At 64.5% G+C, this 14,831-nt stretch carries 18 protein-coding genes; 14 read left to right on the top strand and 4 right to left on the bottom strand.

Going from position 1 to position 14,831, the window contains the following annotated elements; genetic code table 11:
• Window positions 1-179: 179 nt before the first annotated feature.
• Both AQ611_RS17920 and AQ611_RS17925 read right to left on the bottom strand, forming a co-directional pair.
• Window positions 180-1,544 (bottom strand): ATP-binding protein, encoded by a 1,365-nt coding sequence (locus AQ611_RS17920; RefSeq protein ID WP_069235569.1) that lies wholly within the window; start codon window positions 1,542-1,544, stop codon window positions 180-182.
• A complete protein-coding gene (locus AQ611_RS17925; RefSeq protein ID WP_059515074.1) occupies window positions 1,541-2,284 on the bottom strand; it encodes a response regulator in 744 nt (247 codons plus the stop codon). Before AQ611_RS17925 ends, AQ611_RS17920 begins: the two co-directional genes overlap by 4 nt.
• Before the next feature lie 839 nt (window positions 2,285-3,123).
• On the opposite strand from AQ611_RS17925, the gene AQ611_RS17940 reads away from it, so the two are divergent.
• The 9 genes from AQ611_RS17940 to AQ611_RS17985 all read left to right on the top strand — a co-directional run bounded on the left by AQ611_RS17940 (window position 3,124) and on the right by AQ611_RS17985 (window position 9,028).
• A complete protein-coding gene (locus tag AQ611_RS17940) occupies window positions 3,124-3,660 on the top strand; it encodes a thioredoxin family protein (RefSeq protein WP_069235572.1) in 537 nt (178 codons plus the stop codon).
• Between the two features lie 271 nt (window positions 3,661-3,931).
• Window positions 3,932-4,156, top strand: coding sequence for a hypothetical protein (locus AQ611_RS17945; protein WP_069235573.1), 225 nt, complete (start codon window positions 3,932-3,934; stop codon window positions 4,154-4,156).
• Window positions 4,157-4,538: 382 nt separating this feature from the next.
• Complete coding sequence (locus AQ611_RS17955) at window positions 4,539-4,922, top strand: BON domain-containing protein (RefSeq protein WP_069236372.1); 384 nt, start codon at window positions 4,539-4,541, stop codon at window positions 4,920-4,922.
• A gap of 539 nt (window positions 4,923-5,461) precedes the next feature.
• Window positions 5,462-5,638 carry a hypothetical protein gene (locus tag AQ611_RS26775; protein WP_156789231.1) on the top strand — a complete coding sequence of 59 codons (177 nt, stop codon included), beginning with the start codon at window positions 5,462-5,464 and terminating at the stop codon, window positions 5,636-5,638.
• Window positions 5,639-6,013: 375 nt separating this feature from the next.
• A complete protein-coding gene (locus AQ611_RS26405) occupies window positions 6,014-6,562 on the top strand; it encodes a hypothetical protein (protein WP_231936095.1) in 549 nt (182 codons plus the stop codon).
• 125 nt (window positions 6,563-6,687) lie between these two features.
• Window positions 6,688-7,473 (top strand): MipA/OmpV family protein, encoded by a 786-nt coding sequence (locus AQ611_RS17970; protein ID WP_374755050.1) that lies wholly within the window; start codon window positions 6,688-6,690, stop codon window positions 7,471-7,473.
• Between the two features lie 47 nt (window positions 7,474-7,520).
• Window positions 7,521-8,081: a DUF3005 domain-containing protein gene (locus AQ611_RS17975; protein WP_069235576.1), complete on the top strand. Its 561-nt coding sequence runs from the start codon at window positions 7,521-7,523 to the stop codon at window positions 8,079-8,081.
• An 86-nt stretch (window positions 8,082-8,167) separates the two neighbouring features.
• Complete coding sequence (locus AQ611_RS17980) at window positions 8,168-8,677, top strand: ferritin-like domain-containing protein (RefSeq protein ID WP_069236374.1); 510 nt, start codon at window positions 8,168-8,170, stop codon at window positions 8,675-8,677.
• Between the two features lie 162 nt (window positions 8,678-8,839).
• The gene (locus AQ611_RS17985) at window positions 8,840-9,028 is read left to right on the top strand and encodes a DUF3008 family protein (protein WP_069235577.1); all 189 of its coding nucleotides are present in this window, start codon (window positions 8,840-8,842) and stop codon (window positions 9,026-9,028) included.
• 186 nt (window positions 9,029-9,214) lie between these two features.
• On the opposite strand, the gene AQ611_RS17990 is transcribed toward AQ611_RS17985, so the two are convergent.
• A complete protein-coding gene (locus AQ611_RS17990) occupies window positions 9,215-9,571 on the bottom strand; it encodes a DUF3175 domain-containing protein (protein ID WP_059515056.1) in 357 nt (118 codons plus the stop codon).
• A 112-nt stretch (window positions 9,572-9,683) separates the two neighbouring features.
• Between AQ611_RS17990 and AQ611_RS26560 the strand changes: the two genes are divergently transcribed.
• The 4 genes from AQ611_RS26560 to AQ611_RS18010 all read left to right on the top strand — a co-directional run bounded on the left by AQ611_RS26560 (window position 9,684) and on the right by AQ611_RS18010 (window position 13,336).
• Entirely contained in the window at window positions 9,684-9,809 is a 126-nt protein-coding gene (locus AQ611_RS26560; protein ID WP_257785477.1) for a hypothetical protein, read from the top strand.
• A 472-nt stretch (window positions 9,810-10,281) separates the two neighbouring features.
• Window positions 10,282-11,640: a sigma-54-dependent transcriptional regulator gene (locus tag AQ611_RS18000; protein ID WP_069235579.1), complete on the top strand. Its 1,359-nt coding sequence runs from the start codon at window positions 10,282-10,284 to the stop codon at window positions 11,638-11,640.
• 393 nt (window positions 11,641-12,033) lie between these two features.
• Window positions 12,034-12,636 (top strand): DUF4142 domain-containing protein, encoded by a 603-nt coding sequence (locus AQ611_RS18005; RefSeq protein WP_069236375.1) that lies wholly within the window; start codon window positions 12,034-12,036, stop codon window positions 12,634-12,636.
• 79 nt (window positions 12,637-12,715) lie between these two features.
• A complete protein-coding gene (locus AQ611_RS18010) occupies window positions 12,716-13,336 on the top strand; it encodes a hypothetical protein (RefSeq protein WP_059515013.1) in 621 nt (206 codons plus the stop codon).
• 275 nt (window positions 13,337-13,611) lie between these two features.
• On the opposite strand, the gene AQ611_RS18015 is transcribed toward AQ611_RS18010, so the two are convergent.
• Complete coding sequence (locus tag AQ611_RS18015) at window positions 13,612-14,439, bottom strand: GIN domain-containing protein (protein WP_231936081.1); 828 nt, start codon at window positions 14,437-14,439, stop codon at window positions 13,612-13,614.
• On the opposite strand from AQ611_RS18015, the gene AQ611_RS26410 reads away from it, so the two are divergent.
• Window positions 14,320-14,685, top strand: coding sequence for a hypothetical protein (locus AQ611_RS26410; protein WP_231936096.1), 366 nt, complete (start codon window positions 14,320-14,322; stop codon window positions 14,683-14,685). The genes AQ611_RS18015 and AQ611_RS26410 overlap by 120 nt on opposite strands.
• Window positions 14,686-14,831 lie beyond the last annotated feature (146 nt).

Below are 14,831 nucleotides of genomic sequence, written 5' to 3' on the forward strand. Positions count from 1 at the left end.
ACGCCGCCGAACGGCGGCGCGGCCACGCCGAAGCCGTGCGGCGAGCGCGGATGCGCCGCCATGCGGCTGCTCACGCATGGGCGGGTATCGGAGGCGGGTGGGGGCGGGTAAGTAGATTGCAGGCGGGCGACGGGCGTTTGGCCATACCGCCGGTTACATCGGCGAAGCGGGTTCGAGCATCAGAAATCGCCCGCGCGGCGCTCCGCTTGCGGGCGGACGGGCGCGCGTTGCGCCCCGTTGAGCGTCAGCAACGCGCTTAGCCCGCCGCCGGGGCGATTACGCAGCACCAGCGTAGCATCTATCGCCTGCGCCAATTGACGGGAAATCGCCAGCCCGAGCCCCGTGCCGCCCGTGCCCCGGTTGCGCGACGTCTCGATCCGGTAGAACGGCTCGAATACCTTGTCGAGCAGCTCTGCCGGAATGCCCGGCCCGCGATCGAGCACGTCGATGGCGACGCTTCCGTCCGCAAGCAGCGTCGCCTCGAGCGTTGCCGCCGAGCTGAATTTCAGCGCGTTGTCGATGAGGTTGCCGATCACGCGGCGCAGCGCCTGCGGCCTCACGACGACAGGCGTCGTCACCCGCTTCGTGAGCGACACGTCGTGGCCGGCATCGACATAGTCACAGACGAGGCTGTCGAGCAGTGCATCGAGATCGATGCGGCACGGCGCTTCCGCCACGCCGTGCAGCGTGCGCGCGTAAGTCACCCCCTCGCGCACCAGATTTTCCATTTCGAACAGATCCTGGCGCAGTTTCGCGGCCTCATCGCTGTCGTCCATCACGTCCACGCGCAAGCGCATTCGAGTGATCGGCGTCTGCAAATCGTGCGACACCGCGGCGAGTATCTGCACGCGCTCGGCCGTGTAGGCCGCGATGCGCTCCTGCATCGCGTTGAACGCCCGCGCGGCGCGCGCCACCTCGGACGGCCCCGCTTCCGACATCCGCGCGCTTTTCAGGTCCGGTCCCAATCCGTCGGCGGCGCGCGCAAGCTCATGCAGCGGCCGCGTCGCAAGCCTGACCGCAAACCAGCAGCAACCGGCCAGCATCGCAAGCTGCGCGACGAGCACGAGCGGCAGCCAATTCGAAAGCGGCACGCCGGACATCGGCCGGAAATCGATCGTGAGCGGTGCGCCGTCGGTGAGCGTCAGATGGGCCTGAAAGCGTTCGCGGCCGCCCGGGATCGCGTTCACCTTTACCGCATACGTGCGGCCGACTCCGTCCGTTATTGCTTGCGCGAAACGCTCGGACAGGCTCGCATCGATCGGGCCGCCGTTCTCCCCCGGTCCGAGGATGAATTGATAGCTGCGCCGGGAAAGCCGTGGCAGCCACCGTGAGCGCTCTGCTTGCGGCAAGCGGTCGAGCAGCGCAACGGAACTCACGACTTCGCGCTCGACATAGCCTGTCATCAGGTCGACGGTGGCCCGATCGCGCTCCATCCACGTCAGCCAGAACGACAGCGCCTGCGCGAGCGCGAGTCCCGCGAAAAGTATGACGGCGAGCCGGGCAAACAGCGTGCGCGGCCAATGCCAACCCGCGGACGGTTTCATTGCGGCGCGTCGATCACGGTGACCGCCGACGAAAACACATATCCCTCGTTGCGCAGCGTCTTGATGTAGCGCGGCTCGCGCGCCTCGTCCCGCAAACGCTGCCGCAAGCGGCTGACCAGCAGGTCGATCGAACGGTCGAACGCGTCGGCCTGGCGGCCCTGGGTCAGATTGAGCAGTTGATCTCGTGTCAGAACCCGCTGCGGATAGTCGAGGAAGACCCGCAACAGCCGGTATTCGGCGCCGCTCAGCGCGACCATGATGTTCTCGGCATCGAGCAGGTGACGCGCAGTGGTATCGAGCCGCCAGTCGCCGAACGCCAGCAGTTGCGCGACCTCCGTCATCTGCATGCCGGGCGGCAGCATTCGGGTGCGGCGCAACACGGAGCGGATTCGCGCGAACAGCTCGCGAACGGCGAACGGTTTGGCAAGATAGTCGTCGGCGCCCATTTCGAGGCCGACTATGCGGTCAGTTTCGTCGCCGCGCGCGGTGAGCATCAGCACGGGCACGGCGCGAAACTTGCCCGCGCGCAGATCCCGGCACAGAACCAGCCCGTCGTCTCCCGGCAACATGAGATCGAGCACGATCAGGTCGGGTGCGCCGCTTTCGAGCACATTGCGCATTTCGCGGCCATTGGCGGCCAGCGAGACGCGCATGCCGTTCTTTTCGAGGTAGCTTCCCACCAGTTCGCGAATGGCGCGGTCATCGTCGACCACGAGCACATGATCCGGCTTCTCCGTCATCGGTTCGCCTCTCTTCGATTTTCCGTCCGCCAAGCACGCTCCTGAATACACGGACAATACGCCGGCTGCATGATTTCCGTGAAAATCGCCCCCGCCGCTACCCAAACGGCCATGATGACGCGTTTCATTTCGAGGCGATCGGCGCTCATGTCGCTCTCCATGTGGATGACGTGAGCTTTATAGCGCAACGGGCGGGCCGATACGTATCCTAATGTATCCGCGCCGCGACCGGACACAACACCTTGCATTCGGCCGGTCGCGGCGACACAACCGGGATACAGAGCAGGCTTTCAATGGCGCCATGCTGTCCAATCGGACAACGGGAGCCTCGTCATGCCCAGCCTGCTCGAACCGCTGTTAGCGCGACTCGCGGGTCTGTTCACCATTGCGTCGCGTTGCGTTCTGCCTGGGATGCCCGCTCTGCCGGGCGCGGGCGCTGAGCGTGCCGACCGCGCCGACTGCGTGCGGCCGCTGTGCATTGTCGCCGGGCTCATCGTGGCCTCGGCGCCGCTGGCGCTGACTCGGGCGCGGTGCCGAGCGCCGTGCACGCCGCACAGCACGCTGCCTGCGCCGCCGCCGCGGCCTTGTTGGCGCTGTTCGGCCTGCTGCGGCTGTGGCACGAGCCCTTCGATCGGCTCGTCGCACGGCTGCCGTTGCCCGTCGCGGCCACGGGCAACGCGCGCTGCGGCAATCGCGCAGCGTTGCGCGAATCTCGCCCCGATTGCAGCCATGTTTCGGCGTTCTCGGGATCATCACGGCCGCCGCGATCGACTTTCAGTTCGACACGCTCGCCCTGAGCGTTCTTTCCACGCACCTTCCTACCTTCACGGCACACTGAAATGTTCAAGCGCATCAAACTCGTCTGTACTGCCGCCTGGGTCGGCGCCGCAGCCGCGCTCAGCCCTATTCCGTTCGCTCAAGGCCGGATCGGCAACACCGGCGCGGCACCCGAATTCGCCGGCATCGACCAATGGATCAACAGCAAAGCGCTCACCATGCAGCAACTGCGCGGCCAGGTGGTGCTGGTCGACTTCTGGACTTACGGTTGCGTCAATTGCATTCATACCGTCCCATATATCGAGCGCTGGCATGAACGATACAAAGACCAGGGCCTCGTCGTCGTCGGGGTACACACACCGGAGTATCCGTTCGAACAGGAAACCGACAACGTGAAGAAAGCGATCGTCCGCTTCGGCATCAGCTTTCCGGTCGCTCAGGACAACCGCTATGCGACGTGGAATGCCTACGGTAACCAGTACTGGCCGGCGTTGTATTTGATCGACCGGCGCGGGCACATTGTCTATTCGCATTTCGGGGAGGGCGCCTACGCGCAGACCGAAGCAGCAATTCAGCGCGCATTGGCCGATAAGGGGTGACGCATACGGCCGCTCGCGGGCCGCGCTCGGATGGTGGTTGCTGGGGCATCTATCGGCAGATGTTATTCAATTCCTTTAAGTGAGCGTCAATCGATGTGGCAGGGCCGCATGGAATCGTTCCTGTTCGAATCAAATCGCGTATCGACGGAATTCATAACGGTCGAACGAGCGTAGACGGCATCGTCCGGCGCGCGCGATGCGCCCGAAATATCGATGGAGGATGCGGCATGCGAATTGCGCGCTGTCGGTTACCTTCAACCTGGGAGATGTCATGGTATTTGATCTATTTCGCATCGTGTCGCGTGCGCTCGTCGCCGGTCTGGTGATGACCGGCATTGTAATGAGCGCCGGATGTTCGAAGCAGCGCGACGACACATCGAATTCGAGTTCGGGCGCGGGCGCTTTGCAGCCCGCGCAGCCTGCGCAGCCGGCCACGCCTGCCGTGCCGAATGCAGCGTCGGGCGCGGCTTCCATGCCGGGCGCGAGTGGGCAGTGAACGGGCATCGCGGCGGGGTGGCGCCCAAGCCGTGCTCGGCGGCCCGAGCATCGGCCGCGCCGACGCGGAACCTGCGGCGAGTAGGCAAAAGCTTCAATCGATTGCAGAGAGGTGTAGTCGTCGCGCATTGTCGGCCGTAGCCGCCGGCTTCGATTGGTGCACGCATCGGCGTGCGGTGTGCCGCGATTTCGCGCTGTCACGTGAACCGGGGCAGGGAGCCGTCGAAATGGCTATCGGCGCTCGATGGAAGCCGGGCTGCGACGGCCGTGCGCCGAACGGCGGTGGGAACGCGTATCGGGCACAGGCGAGCGGCATGGATTGCAGCGGATTCGTCCGGTTGGCGGTTACCGATCGGACGCACGATGGATGAACGGAGGTGATGATGGATGTCAAAGAGAATCAGGTCAATGCCAGCCGGCGGCGGCGCTGTTTGGCGGGACGGCTGAGCGTCACGCTGGCCGTTGTTGCGGCTGCGTCATGCGTGGCCGTCGCACCGAGTGCGACGGCAGCCGATGGCGGCGCGTCGTCGTCGCGGACGGTCGGTGCGAAGGTCCGCGACGCGACGCTGACCGCGAAGGTGAAGACAGCGCTTACCGGAACGGCGGGACTGTCATCCGGCGATATTCACGTGAGGACACGCCACGGCAACGTTACGCTGACGGGCAGCGTGCCGGACGACCGCCAGCGCGCGATTGCGATCGACGTCGTGAAACAGATCGACGGTGTGCGGGGCGTGCACGATCAACTGACGATCGCATCGCAATGACCGCGGCGTGACGGCAGTGCCGGGCGGCGCGTTCGTGCCGCGTGGCCGGTGCACGGGTCCGTCGCTCGAATTGGTGTGGGCGGTGGCGGGCTCGCAAGCGTGCCGACGCTCGTGCCGCGCGGCGGGTTGCCGGTGCGCGTCGTGGCGTCGGCGGCTGGCGTCGGCGGCAATTGACAGGACGATGCGTGCAAACGATAGCCCAACCATCGCGCACTGACTGACAGCGGAAGCGCCAACAGGAAGGGCAACAACATCGTGGGCAACAACATCGCACCAACAGCGCGGCAACATGGCAGAGCGGCAGGACGCCCGCGAATCACGCGCACGTATCTCCCCGCTTCGTGCGGCGCCAACTCCAGCCCCAGTGTAGTCAATAAGCCGGCCTGATCATCATCGCGCCGCATAATCGAGGCCGCGCGAGATCGCGCGACTGCCGCGATCGCCTTCCATTTCGCACCATGCGGTCAGCTTCGCGACCCATTCGTTTTCCCTGCCGAGTATGTCTAATCACGTGCAGCTGACGCGTGCGACGCATGGTCATGACGAGCATCGGTATCGTGCTGCTCGCGATCTTCGTGCTCGTCAGCCGGCGCCGACGGTTCGATACGCGTGATGCCGCCGGTCGCGGGCGCGTCGCTGGCAGGGAAGGTTTGTTCGAGCATTTCGTCGATGTGCCGTTCCGAGTGACGCGTGCGGGCGCGTTCCCGATTCTTTAGCGGTGGCGAAGCCCCGTGCTGACGGGCCGGTGTGTCACGGTCGGGGTGTTTGGGATGAGTCATGTCGGAGGCTCCGGACGAAGTCTGCTTCGTTGGAACGACGCAATTGACGTGCCCGTATCCGCGGTAATGGGCGGCGAAGCGCGGCCGCATCAAGCGCGGGAGCGTGACGGCGGCCTATGACCGGCCCGCTCGGCACGCGGATGCCGGCACGGCGTGAAAGATTTGCAGAGGCCGATGTAATGCTGGCGCGAATCGCGAATATCAACGGCCGTGCCGCCACGCAATGAGCGATGCCACGGTCAGCGGCGGCACACCGCGGGGCCGGCACGCGGATTGCGGGCGGTTGCGAAGCGTTCGCAATTGGGAAGTCAAATGGAACAGAATTTCGCGATATTGCTGCACCGGCCCGATCCGCCGATGCCGGACGTCGACCCCGATCCTGAGCTTCCGGACCCCGACAATCCGCCGCCCGACTTACCGGAACCGTATCGGCATCCGGAAGGGGACCCGCCCGAGCATCCGCCGCCCGAGCACGAGCCGCCGGAGCGGCAGCCGCCGGTGCGTGCGTACTCGCGGCAGCGGCGGCCTAGGCAGATGGCCTCCGAGGGCGACGCACTGGCGGATGCAAGCGGCGGCACCCGTGGATGGCGTGCCAGCTTCGATGCGCGCGCGGCAGCCGTCGTGCTGACGGCAGTGCTCGGCGCTGCGTGCGCCCAGCCGGGACGCGGCTGCGGCCCGCTGCCACGTGCGGCGGATTGGCCGGGCCGCGAAGGCGGCGAGGGCGGCGCGAGCGCGCCGGTTGCGCCACGCGCCGCCGCGTCGCCTTCGGGCGCGCTGTCGCCAACGGATGCGCCTCTGTTGCCGGTATCGGGCGCAATGACACGCACGCACGGCGCCCTTTGCGCGGCGCGGCAAGCATGATCGGAACCCGGCGCGTTTTCAGCAGTATCGGCATGCCCGGCCTGCGATCCCGATCGCGGCGGTCGGCGCGCATTGCAGGGACATGGTTCGCTGCATGCTGCGCATGCGGTTCGGCTGCGGACACCGTGCGCGCGCAGACGCCGTCGCCGCTGGCGGAATGGCAGTACTCGGCGGGCGTGCCGCTCGCGAAAGTCCTTGCGCCTGCGCAGCAGCCCGTCTGGCAGATCGACACGGGAGCGGCGGTGGATCTGCGGCCGTCGTATCCCGGCGCGTCCGCGTATCGCGTGCGGATCGGCCCGAGCATCGACATCCGTTATCGCGATCTGTTTTTTGCGTCGACGGGCGAGGGCATCGGCGTCAATGTGCTGCGAGGGCCGAATTGGCGCGTGGCGATATCTGCCGGCTACGACCTTGGAAGGCGCGCCGCGGACGATCTCGATCACCTCAGGGGCATGCCGAACATCGGCGCGGCTGCGCTAGTCAGGCTGGCGGCCGACTATGTGATCACGAAGCCGTTTCCTTGGGTGGCGCGTGTGGCCGTGCGGCGTGACATCGGCGGGGCGAGCGGTTGGCGTGGCGATCTATCGGCGTATTTGCCGCTGCCCGGCAGCAACGAGCGGTTTTTCTGGTTCGCGGGGCCGAGCGTGACGTTCGCCGATGCGCGTTACATGAATGCGTGGTTCGGTGTGTCCGATGCTCAGGCGCGTGCCGGAGAACGGCGCGGCTATGCGCCTTCGGCGGGCCTGCGCTCGGTGGCGTTCGGAACGACGGCCGTCTGGTTTGTCGACAAGCACTGGTTCGTTACCGCCGCCGGCGCCGTGGAGCAGCTCGTCGGCGCTGCGGCGCGCAGCCCGCTCGTCACACGTTCGACGCAGGCGGTGGTCGATGTTTCAATCAGCTATCGGTTTTAGCGCAGGCTCGATGCGGCCGGCGCCCGACCCGAAACACGGAGGACCCGATGTCCAATGCCCATTCGAATCCCGCTCGTGCGACGCACGATGGAATGCCCGCCCGAAATCCGGCGAAGCGTTCTGCGGCAGCGCGCGATAGGCGCGATACGCCCGACGCCGCGCAGGCAAACGAAGCGCCGCGTGCGCCGAAGCTGTCGCCCGAGCGGGCGGCGGCGAAACTGCCGACCGGACTGCCGCCGATCGACCGCGATGCATATTCGGCCGACAGCGGCGATCCGGTTCGGCGGGCGGCGAGCCGCATCGTGTCGATCGACAACGCAAACATGGCCGCGACCGACAATTCGGTCGACGTGGACGGCAAGGGCATGGAAGCGCGCCAGGGTGCGTCCGAGTGGCAGGACAATGTGATCTATTCGAATGCGTCGCTCGACGACAGCGTCGATACGCCCGACGACGGCCTCGGCGGATTCGAGAGCCGCCCCGCCGGCAATGTGCCGCAAATCGCGTTGCGCCGCGGTTGGCGCGTCCGTTACGTAGGCGCCGTGGAAGTCGAGCGCGGCGACGGCAGGCGCGCCGAGCACGTGATCTGTCTCGAACCGCTCGACTGAAGCGGCACGCGCATTGCGTGCGGATTGGCGCGCCGCATGTTGCGTCGCACGGTGTGCCGCACCGCGATGCGGTAAGGAGCAAAGCGATGACCAGTCCGCGCGAATATCTCGAAGATTGGCTGCGGGATGCATATGCCATGGAGCGCCAGGCCGAGACGATGCTCAGTGCTCAGTTGAGCCGGCTCGACAACTATCCGTTGCTGCACGCGCAGCTCAGGCAGCATCTCGACGAAACGCGCATTCAGCAAACGCTTGTCGAAGGTTGCTTGCGCCGGCTCGGTACGACGCCATCCGCGATCAAGGATCTCGCTGCGCGAATTGCCGCATATGGGCAAGTCGCGGGCGGTTTGCTGGCCGAAGACGAGGTGGTCAAGCATGCAATGGCCTGCTACATGTTCGAGCAGGTCGAAATCGCCGCCTATACGGTGCTGATCGTCGCGGCGGATGCCGCAGGAGAGTCGGAGATCCGCGCGAACTGCGAGCGGATCCGGCAGCAGGAATTCGATATGGCGTCGTGGCTCGCGCGCCAACTGCCGGACATTACGACGGCATTTCTCGAACGCTCGAGCGTCGAGCGCAGCGATGCGAAGCGCTAGCCTGCCGTCGGGGCCGCAGGCGGACGGGGCGCATCGCCGTGGGCGCGGCGGCACGAATATGCCGGGTAGCGACATGCCGCGCGCAATATCCGAAAACGTAGCAATCCGAACAATGGCGCGCAATGCGCGCGTCATGATCGCACCCGCGACAGGAGCGAAACCATGCCAGCCAAATCCCAGGCGCAGCAGCGCGCGGCAGGCGCCGCGCTTGCGGCCAAGCGCGGCCGGACGAAAGTGAAGCGTTTGAAACCGCCGTCGAAGTCGATGTACGAATCGATGAGCGAGCAGCAACTTGAGGAGATGGCGTCGACGCCAGCAAAAGGTAAGCCCAAGCGCAAACACGATGCATGAACGGTGGCATCGTGTATCGATATCGTCTGGCGCGTGTCGCGAAATGACGGGCACGGCAACGCGGTTCCCCGCTGGGGCCGCGTTGCCGCCAGCGGCATGACGAAGAGCAGCGCGGCTGGCGCGGACAGCGCGCCATGCGAAGACGGCCGCCCGTGCGCATGCGCGACCCCGTTCGCGCGAATCAAGTCAGCGCTTGCGGCCGAACGCCTCGCGCAATTTCCGCTTCGCGCGTTCGAGCGTGGCCCGTTGTGATGCGGACAGATTGCGGCCCGCGCGGTTCGCGTAAAAATTCAGCATCGACATGGCCGACTGAAACGGCGACGCGCGGCGGCGCGTGCTGCGTTCGGCGGACCGCTTCAGTGACGCGGCGATTTTGCCGGGATCGTCCGATTTGAAGATATCAGGCTCGAGATCGAGCGCATGGCTCGTTTGCGTCACCTTGGCAGACCAGCGCTTGCGCGGCCGGGGGGCGCCGCCGCGGCTTCGGCCGGGACGTTTGGTCGGGCGTTTGCTGCGTGGTTTCGCTGCCGGTGAATGGCGCATGGTGCGGCCTCCGGTAAACGGTGCGCGTGGGGCCGCTAGCGGCTTTGTCATTGCTTCGCAATTTGCGTTCCGCTCGAATGGCCGGCAAGACGGGCGGCATGGCGGCGGCGCGATGCCGATTCCGTGGGTATCGGGCCATGCGCTCGCGCGCAGCGTCGAAAAGGTCGATATGTCGCGCGGCTGCCCTGGCGAGGCGGGTTTTGATACCGAAGCGCGGCGGGAGTCGCCGAGCCGCTGAGCGGCACGAACGGCCGGTCGCGACGCTGTTCTTGCTGCCGGCCAGCAACGCCCCCGCGCTTGGCAGTCGCTTTCCGGCGCCCGCTCGATAATACGTAGACGCTCGGCGGATGACCGCTGCGCCGCCGCCGTTCGCCGCCGCATGCCGGTATAAGTCTTCCGCCAATCGAATATTTTCAATGCATCTAATCGATCGATTCGATTTTCATAACCGTCGCCGTATGCGAAAAATTCAATGTGAAATTGAATAGTAAAAATAAAAAATTACATTGAAATTGTAATTTCGAATAGAAATATTTGATCGTTTATTGATGCGTAGAAATGCCTTGATGGCGCTTTTTCGGCTTATCATTAGCTCGAATTTTTCATGTGAAATTCATCTAATTTTTGTCCGTGACATTCATAAAAAATATCTCTTTAAATTAAAGGGGATTATAAAGAAATAATTTATTTATTCAGAAAATGGAGCGCCGATGCCACATATCCTGGTCGTGGAGGATGACCCCGCCGCGCGAGCGTTGCTGAGCGAGCTGGCGCGCGCGCGACGGCTTGCATGCGATGCCGTCACAACGCTCGAGGCGGCGCGCGCACGGGTCGCCAAGCACATGCCGGATCTCATATTGTGTGATCTCGTGTTGCCCGACGGTAACGGCATGATGTTGTTCGATGCGCTGCCGAAAGGGGCGCATTGCGAGGTGGTGCTCATGACCGGATACGCCAGTCTCGATACTGCAATCGACGCATTGCGTCGCGGCGCAGCCGATTATCTGGTGAAGCCGCTCAATATGCAGCGGCTGAACGCGATCCTCGAGCGCGTGCCGCGCACCGGTGCGTCGCATGATGGGTGCGCGACGGTGCGCGCCGAGCGCAAGCAGCTTGAACGCTTTGGGCAACTGCTCGGCAGTTCGCCCGCGATGCAGGTGGTGTACGGCGCCATCGGCCGCGTTGCCGGCACCGATGCGTCGGTACTGCTCACCGGCGAGTCCGGCACCGGCAAGGAGCTGGCCGCGCAGACGATTCACGATCTGAGCCCGCGCTGCTGCGGGCCGTTTCTCGCGGTCAATTGCGGCGCGATTGCCGCGAACCTCGTCGAGAGCGAGATGTTCGGTCACGATCGCGGCAGTTTCACCGGGGCGCAGCGGCAGCACAAGGGCTTCTTCGAGCGTGCGGACAGCGGCACGCTGTTTCTCGACGAGATCACCGAGATGCCGATGGACTCGCAGGTCAAGCTATTGCGCGTGCTTGAAACCGGCCAACTGACGCGGCTCGGTTCCGCACGCGAGATCCGTGTCGATGTGCGGATCATTGCCGCGACGAATCGCGATCCCGAAGCGGCGGTAGCCGGGGGCAAGCTGCGCGCGGATCTCTATCACCGTATCAACGTGTTTCCGGTTGCGTTGCCGCCGCTGCGCGAGCGCGGGGGCGACGTGCCGATGCTTGCCGAAGCGTTCCTGCGCAAGCTCAACGAAGACAGCGGCCGGTCGATGGTTTTTTCCGAAGCGGCGCTCGCGGCACTGAGCCACTACGCGTGGCCGGGCAATGTCCGCGAATTGCGCAACTTCGTGCAGCGCGCGTGCATCTTCAACGACGGCGATGTGATTGACACGCTGCCGCCGCCGGTCGTCGTCGAAGTGCCGGGCATGGCGAGTGCGGTCGGCGATACGGTGAGCGTGCCGTTCGGCACGCCGCTCAGCGAGGTCGACAGACAGATCATTCTCGGCACGCTGGCGCGCTGCGGCGGCATGAAGTCGCATGCGGCTGAAACGCCAGGCATCAGCCTGAAGACGATGTCCAACCGGCTCACGCAATTCGGCGGCGGCAAAGGCGCATGAGCCGCCGATCTCGCCGGGGTACAGCACCTGCGGGCGGGCCAGCGAGCATTCCGCTGTTTCGCCGCAGCGCGGTGATTGCGCCGCGCTCGTCGAAAAAACGGCAAGCCGGCGCGCACGCGCGTGCTGCGCGTAACGCATCGAGCGCGCGGGAATACGCATTGCACGATGGCGGGGCCGGTCAATCAGAGGCGACCTCGCGATGCATCCGATCTTGCCTGCCGCCGCCGTGGCCTGCAGTGTGACGGCGGCATTCGTGACCGCCGGCTCGCACGATTGCCTAGGCCGACGTGCTGGCACGGCGACGGGGCAGCGATGCGGCAGGTTCTCTGGGAATCGAAGCGCGGCGCCCCGGCAAACGGCACGGTAGTCACAACGCATAAGGAGGCACACAACATGAACCCATGCAGATCGACGTGGCGCGCGGCCGCCGCGGTCATTGCGTTCGCGTTGGGCGGCGCGCGCGCGCAGATGCCCGGTACGGACGCGGCACCGAACGCGCCGCTTGGCGCGGACGTCGTCAATCCGGCACCGGACGTCGGCGATAGCCGGATCGCGAAGCCGCCGCGGATAACGGACGCCGAATTTGTCGATGAAGCGGCGCTTGCCGGCAAGAGCGAGATCCAGGCAAGCCAGCTTGCCGGTGAACAATCCGCCACTGCCGACGTGCGCGCCTTCGCGAAAATGATGATCGACGATCACTCGAAGATCGACGCAGCACTTCGTGCCATCGCGTCGCACAAGCGGATCACGCCGCGCACTTCGCAGGTTCATGATCCGAACATCGAGGTGCTGCGCGGCAAGCGTGGGCACGATTTCGACGTGGCGTATCTGGCGGCGGCGGGCCCCGCCGCGCACCGCCGGGTGATCCAGCTGTTCGAGCAGGAAGCAAGCTCGGGCAGCGATGCCGATTTGCGTGCGTTTGCGCAGCAGACGTTGCCGACGCTGCATCAGCATTTGCGGGCCGCGCAGGCGCTCGCCCGCGAAGTGCAACGATGAGACCGGTCCGAGGCGCGCGTACCGGCGCGTCGTTTTGAATGTCGGCGGCCGATAGGCGGCACTCGATGGGAGACTTTTTATGTCGAAACGGAACGATCACGCCAATTTGCAAGAGGGCGTCCGGGAATTGCTGTATCAGACGCTCGAAACGGCGCTTTGCGGCGCGGCGATCTATGCGGCCGCATTGGAATGCGCCGGCCGCACGGCGCTACGTGACGAATGGACGAAGCGTCACGCGCAGACGCAGGTGCATCAGCAGGTGCTGCTGTCCGTGTTCGAAGCGCTCGGGCTCGATCCGATGGCGCAGACCCGCGGGCGTACCGCGGTGTCCGCATGCTGCCGGGCGTTGTTCGAGGTCGTTGCCTACGCGCGGCGGAGCAAGGAGCCGGCCATGGCGCAATTGATTGCCGCCGAGTGCGTGATGCTTGCCGAAGCCAAGGATCGCCAAAATTGGGCGCTGATCGGCTTTGCCGCCGATGCGTTGTCCGGTGCCGTCGCCAAGGTGCTGAAGGACGCCTATGCATCGATCTGGGCCGACGAGGCGCGCCACTTGTATCATGCGAAAGGGTGGGCGCGCGAGCTATGGATCGAGTCGATGGGTTTCGAGCCGATGTTGCCGCCGCCCGAGGAGCGGGAGACGGCCGAATTCGCGAGCGCGGCCGCGCGGGCGCAATGGCCACGCAGCGGCACGGTCCATTGATGATGACGGCGAGTGCAACGGCGGCGGGGTGGAGCCGTAGCCGCTGGGAGCCGTGCGTGGCGATACGGGCGGCGCACGGCCCGGCTCGGGGTCGGGCGTCGCAACCGCGCGGGTGCGCCGTCGCGCTTCGGCCGCCCGCGGCTCACGCCATGCCGCCGAAGTGGGGCCGGTCATATGCGCTCAGCGCTGGCTGGTTAACGGGGCACGCCCCGGTCCGGCCAAGCCGAACCGGGAATCACATTTTCTGGATCAGAAATGGATTTCAGTTTTGTGATTTATCGAATTTGATAAATCGTGCCGCCGAGGCTGGTGGATTGCTGCAGAGATGCCGGTGTGCCGATATAACCGATTCTGCCGAGAAGGGAGGCGGTGGCATTGACATTTCTCGCATTCACGAGGGCTTGCGCGGTGGTGGATGCATTGACCGTCGCGCTATTGATCGGCAATCCGGTCGAATCAAACGAGGCGGCGGTCGTCACCGTGATATTGGCGGAGGCGTTCGGACCATTGCCCGAGATTTTCCCATTGCCGGTCGCCGAAAGATTGGCGCTGATCTGATTGACGTTGCCGATATCGGCGACATTGAAGGAACCGGATGCGTTTGCCTTCAGCGTCAAGTTGTTGATTTGCTGCTGTTGCAAATCGAGATTGATCTTGCCGGCCGTTTCCGCATCAATCGTGACCGTACCGGCGGGATTACCGAAGAATCCTTGCGCATTCACCGATGCAGCGTTCAGCGCCGTCAGCGCGTTGAGGTTGGTCGTCTGCACTTCGACGGTCACCGGGTTCTTCAACACGTAAGAATTGCCCGGCGCGAGCCCGACGCTCAGCACGCCTTGGCTGTTGACGCTCGCCGATACGTAAGGAAGGATGTTGCTGTCCGCGGAGATGCTGGCCACGTTGCTCGTGCCATACGTAACGCGCACGGTGACCGAGCTGTTTGCCTGGACCGACGTGAATGCGAGGTTCAGCGGGCTCGACGTTTGGCTCAGATTGCCGTCACCCTGAATGACGTTGACGTTCGATTGCCCACCCACGACGATCGGGCTGATTTGGCCGATCGACGAACCCGATACGGTCGTCCAGGTTCCTCCGATGACCACCGGCACGGCGATATCGGCACGAGCCGCCGGGGCGGCCGTCATGAAAAGCGCGCCGATTGCGGCACTCAAAGACAGCGCGCGCACCCATTTTTTCATATTGCCGAACGGTGCTTTTTTATTTCGACCATCCTGGTTGACGAAAACGTTCACGGCTGCTTGGCGATCAGAATCTTGCATCATGTTTCTCCAAAAGGACCAGATATTGGATCTGGCACGGTGTTAATTCACATCGTGGTGCCTGATTGAAACTCGATATTCATTAATTCCTATTTTGAATAGATATCGTTGTTATCGGTGATGCAGTAGCGGTGTTGATTCGTCAAAATCAGAATATAATCGGTTCGATTTGAGTTTTTGCGGGTGGGTAAAAGTATCAAAAACTACTAAATGAA

The organism is Burkholderia singularis, assembly GCF_001718875.1.
GTDB lineage: Bacteria > Pseudomonadota > Gammaproteobacteria > Burkholderiales > Burkholderiaceae > Burkholderia > Burkholderia singularis.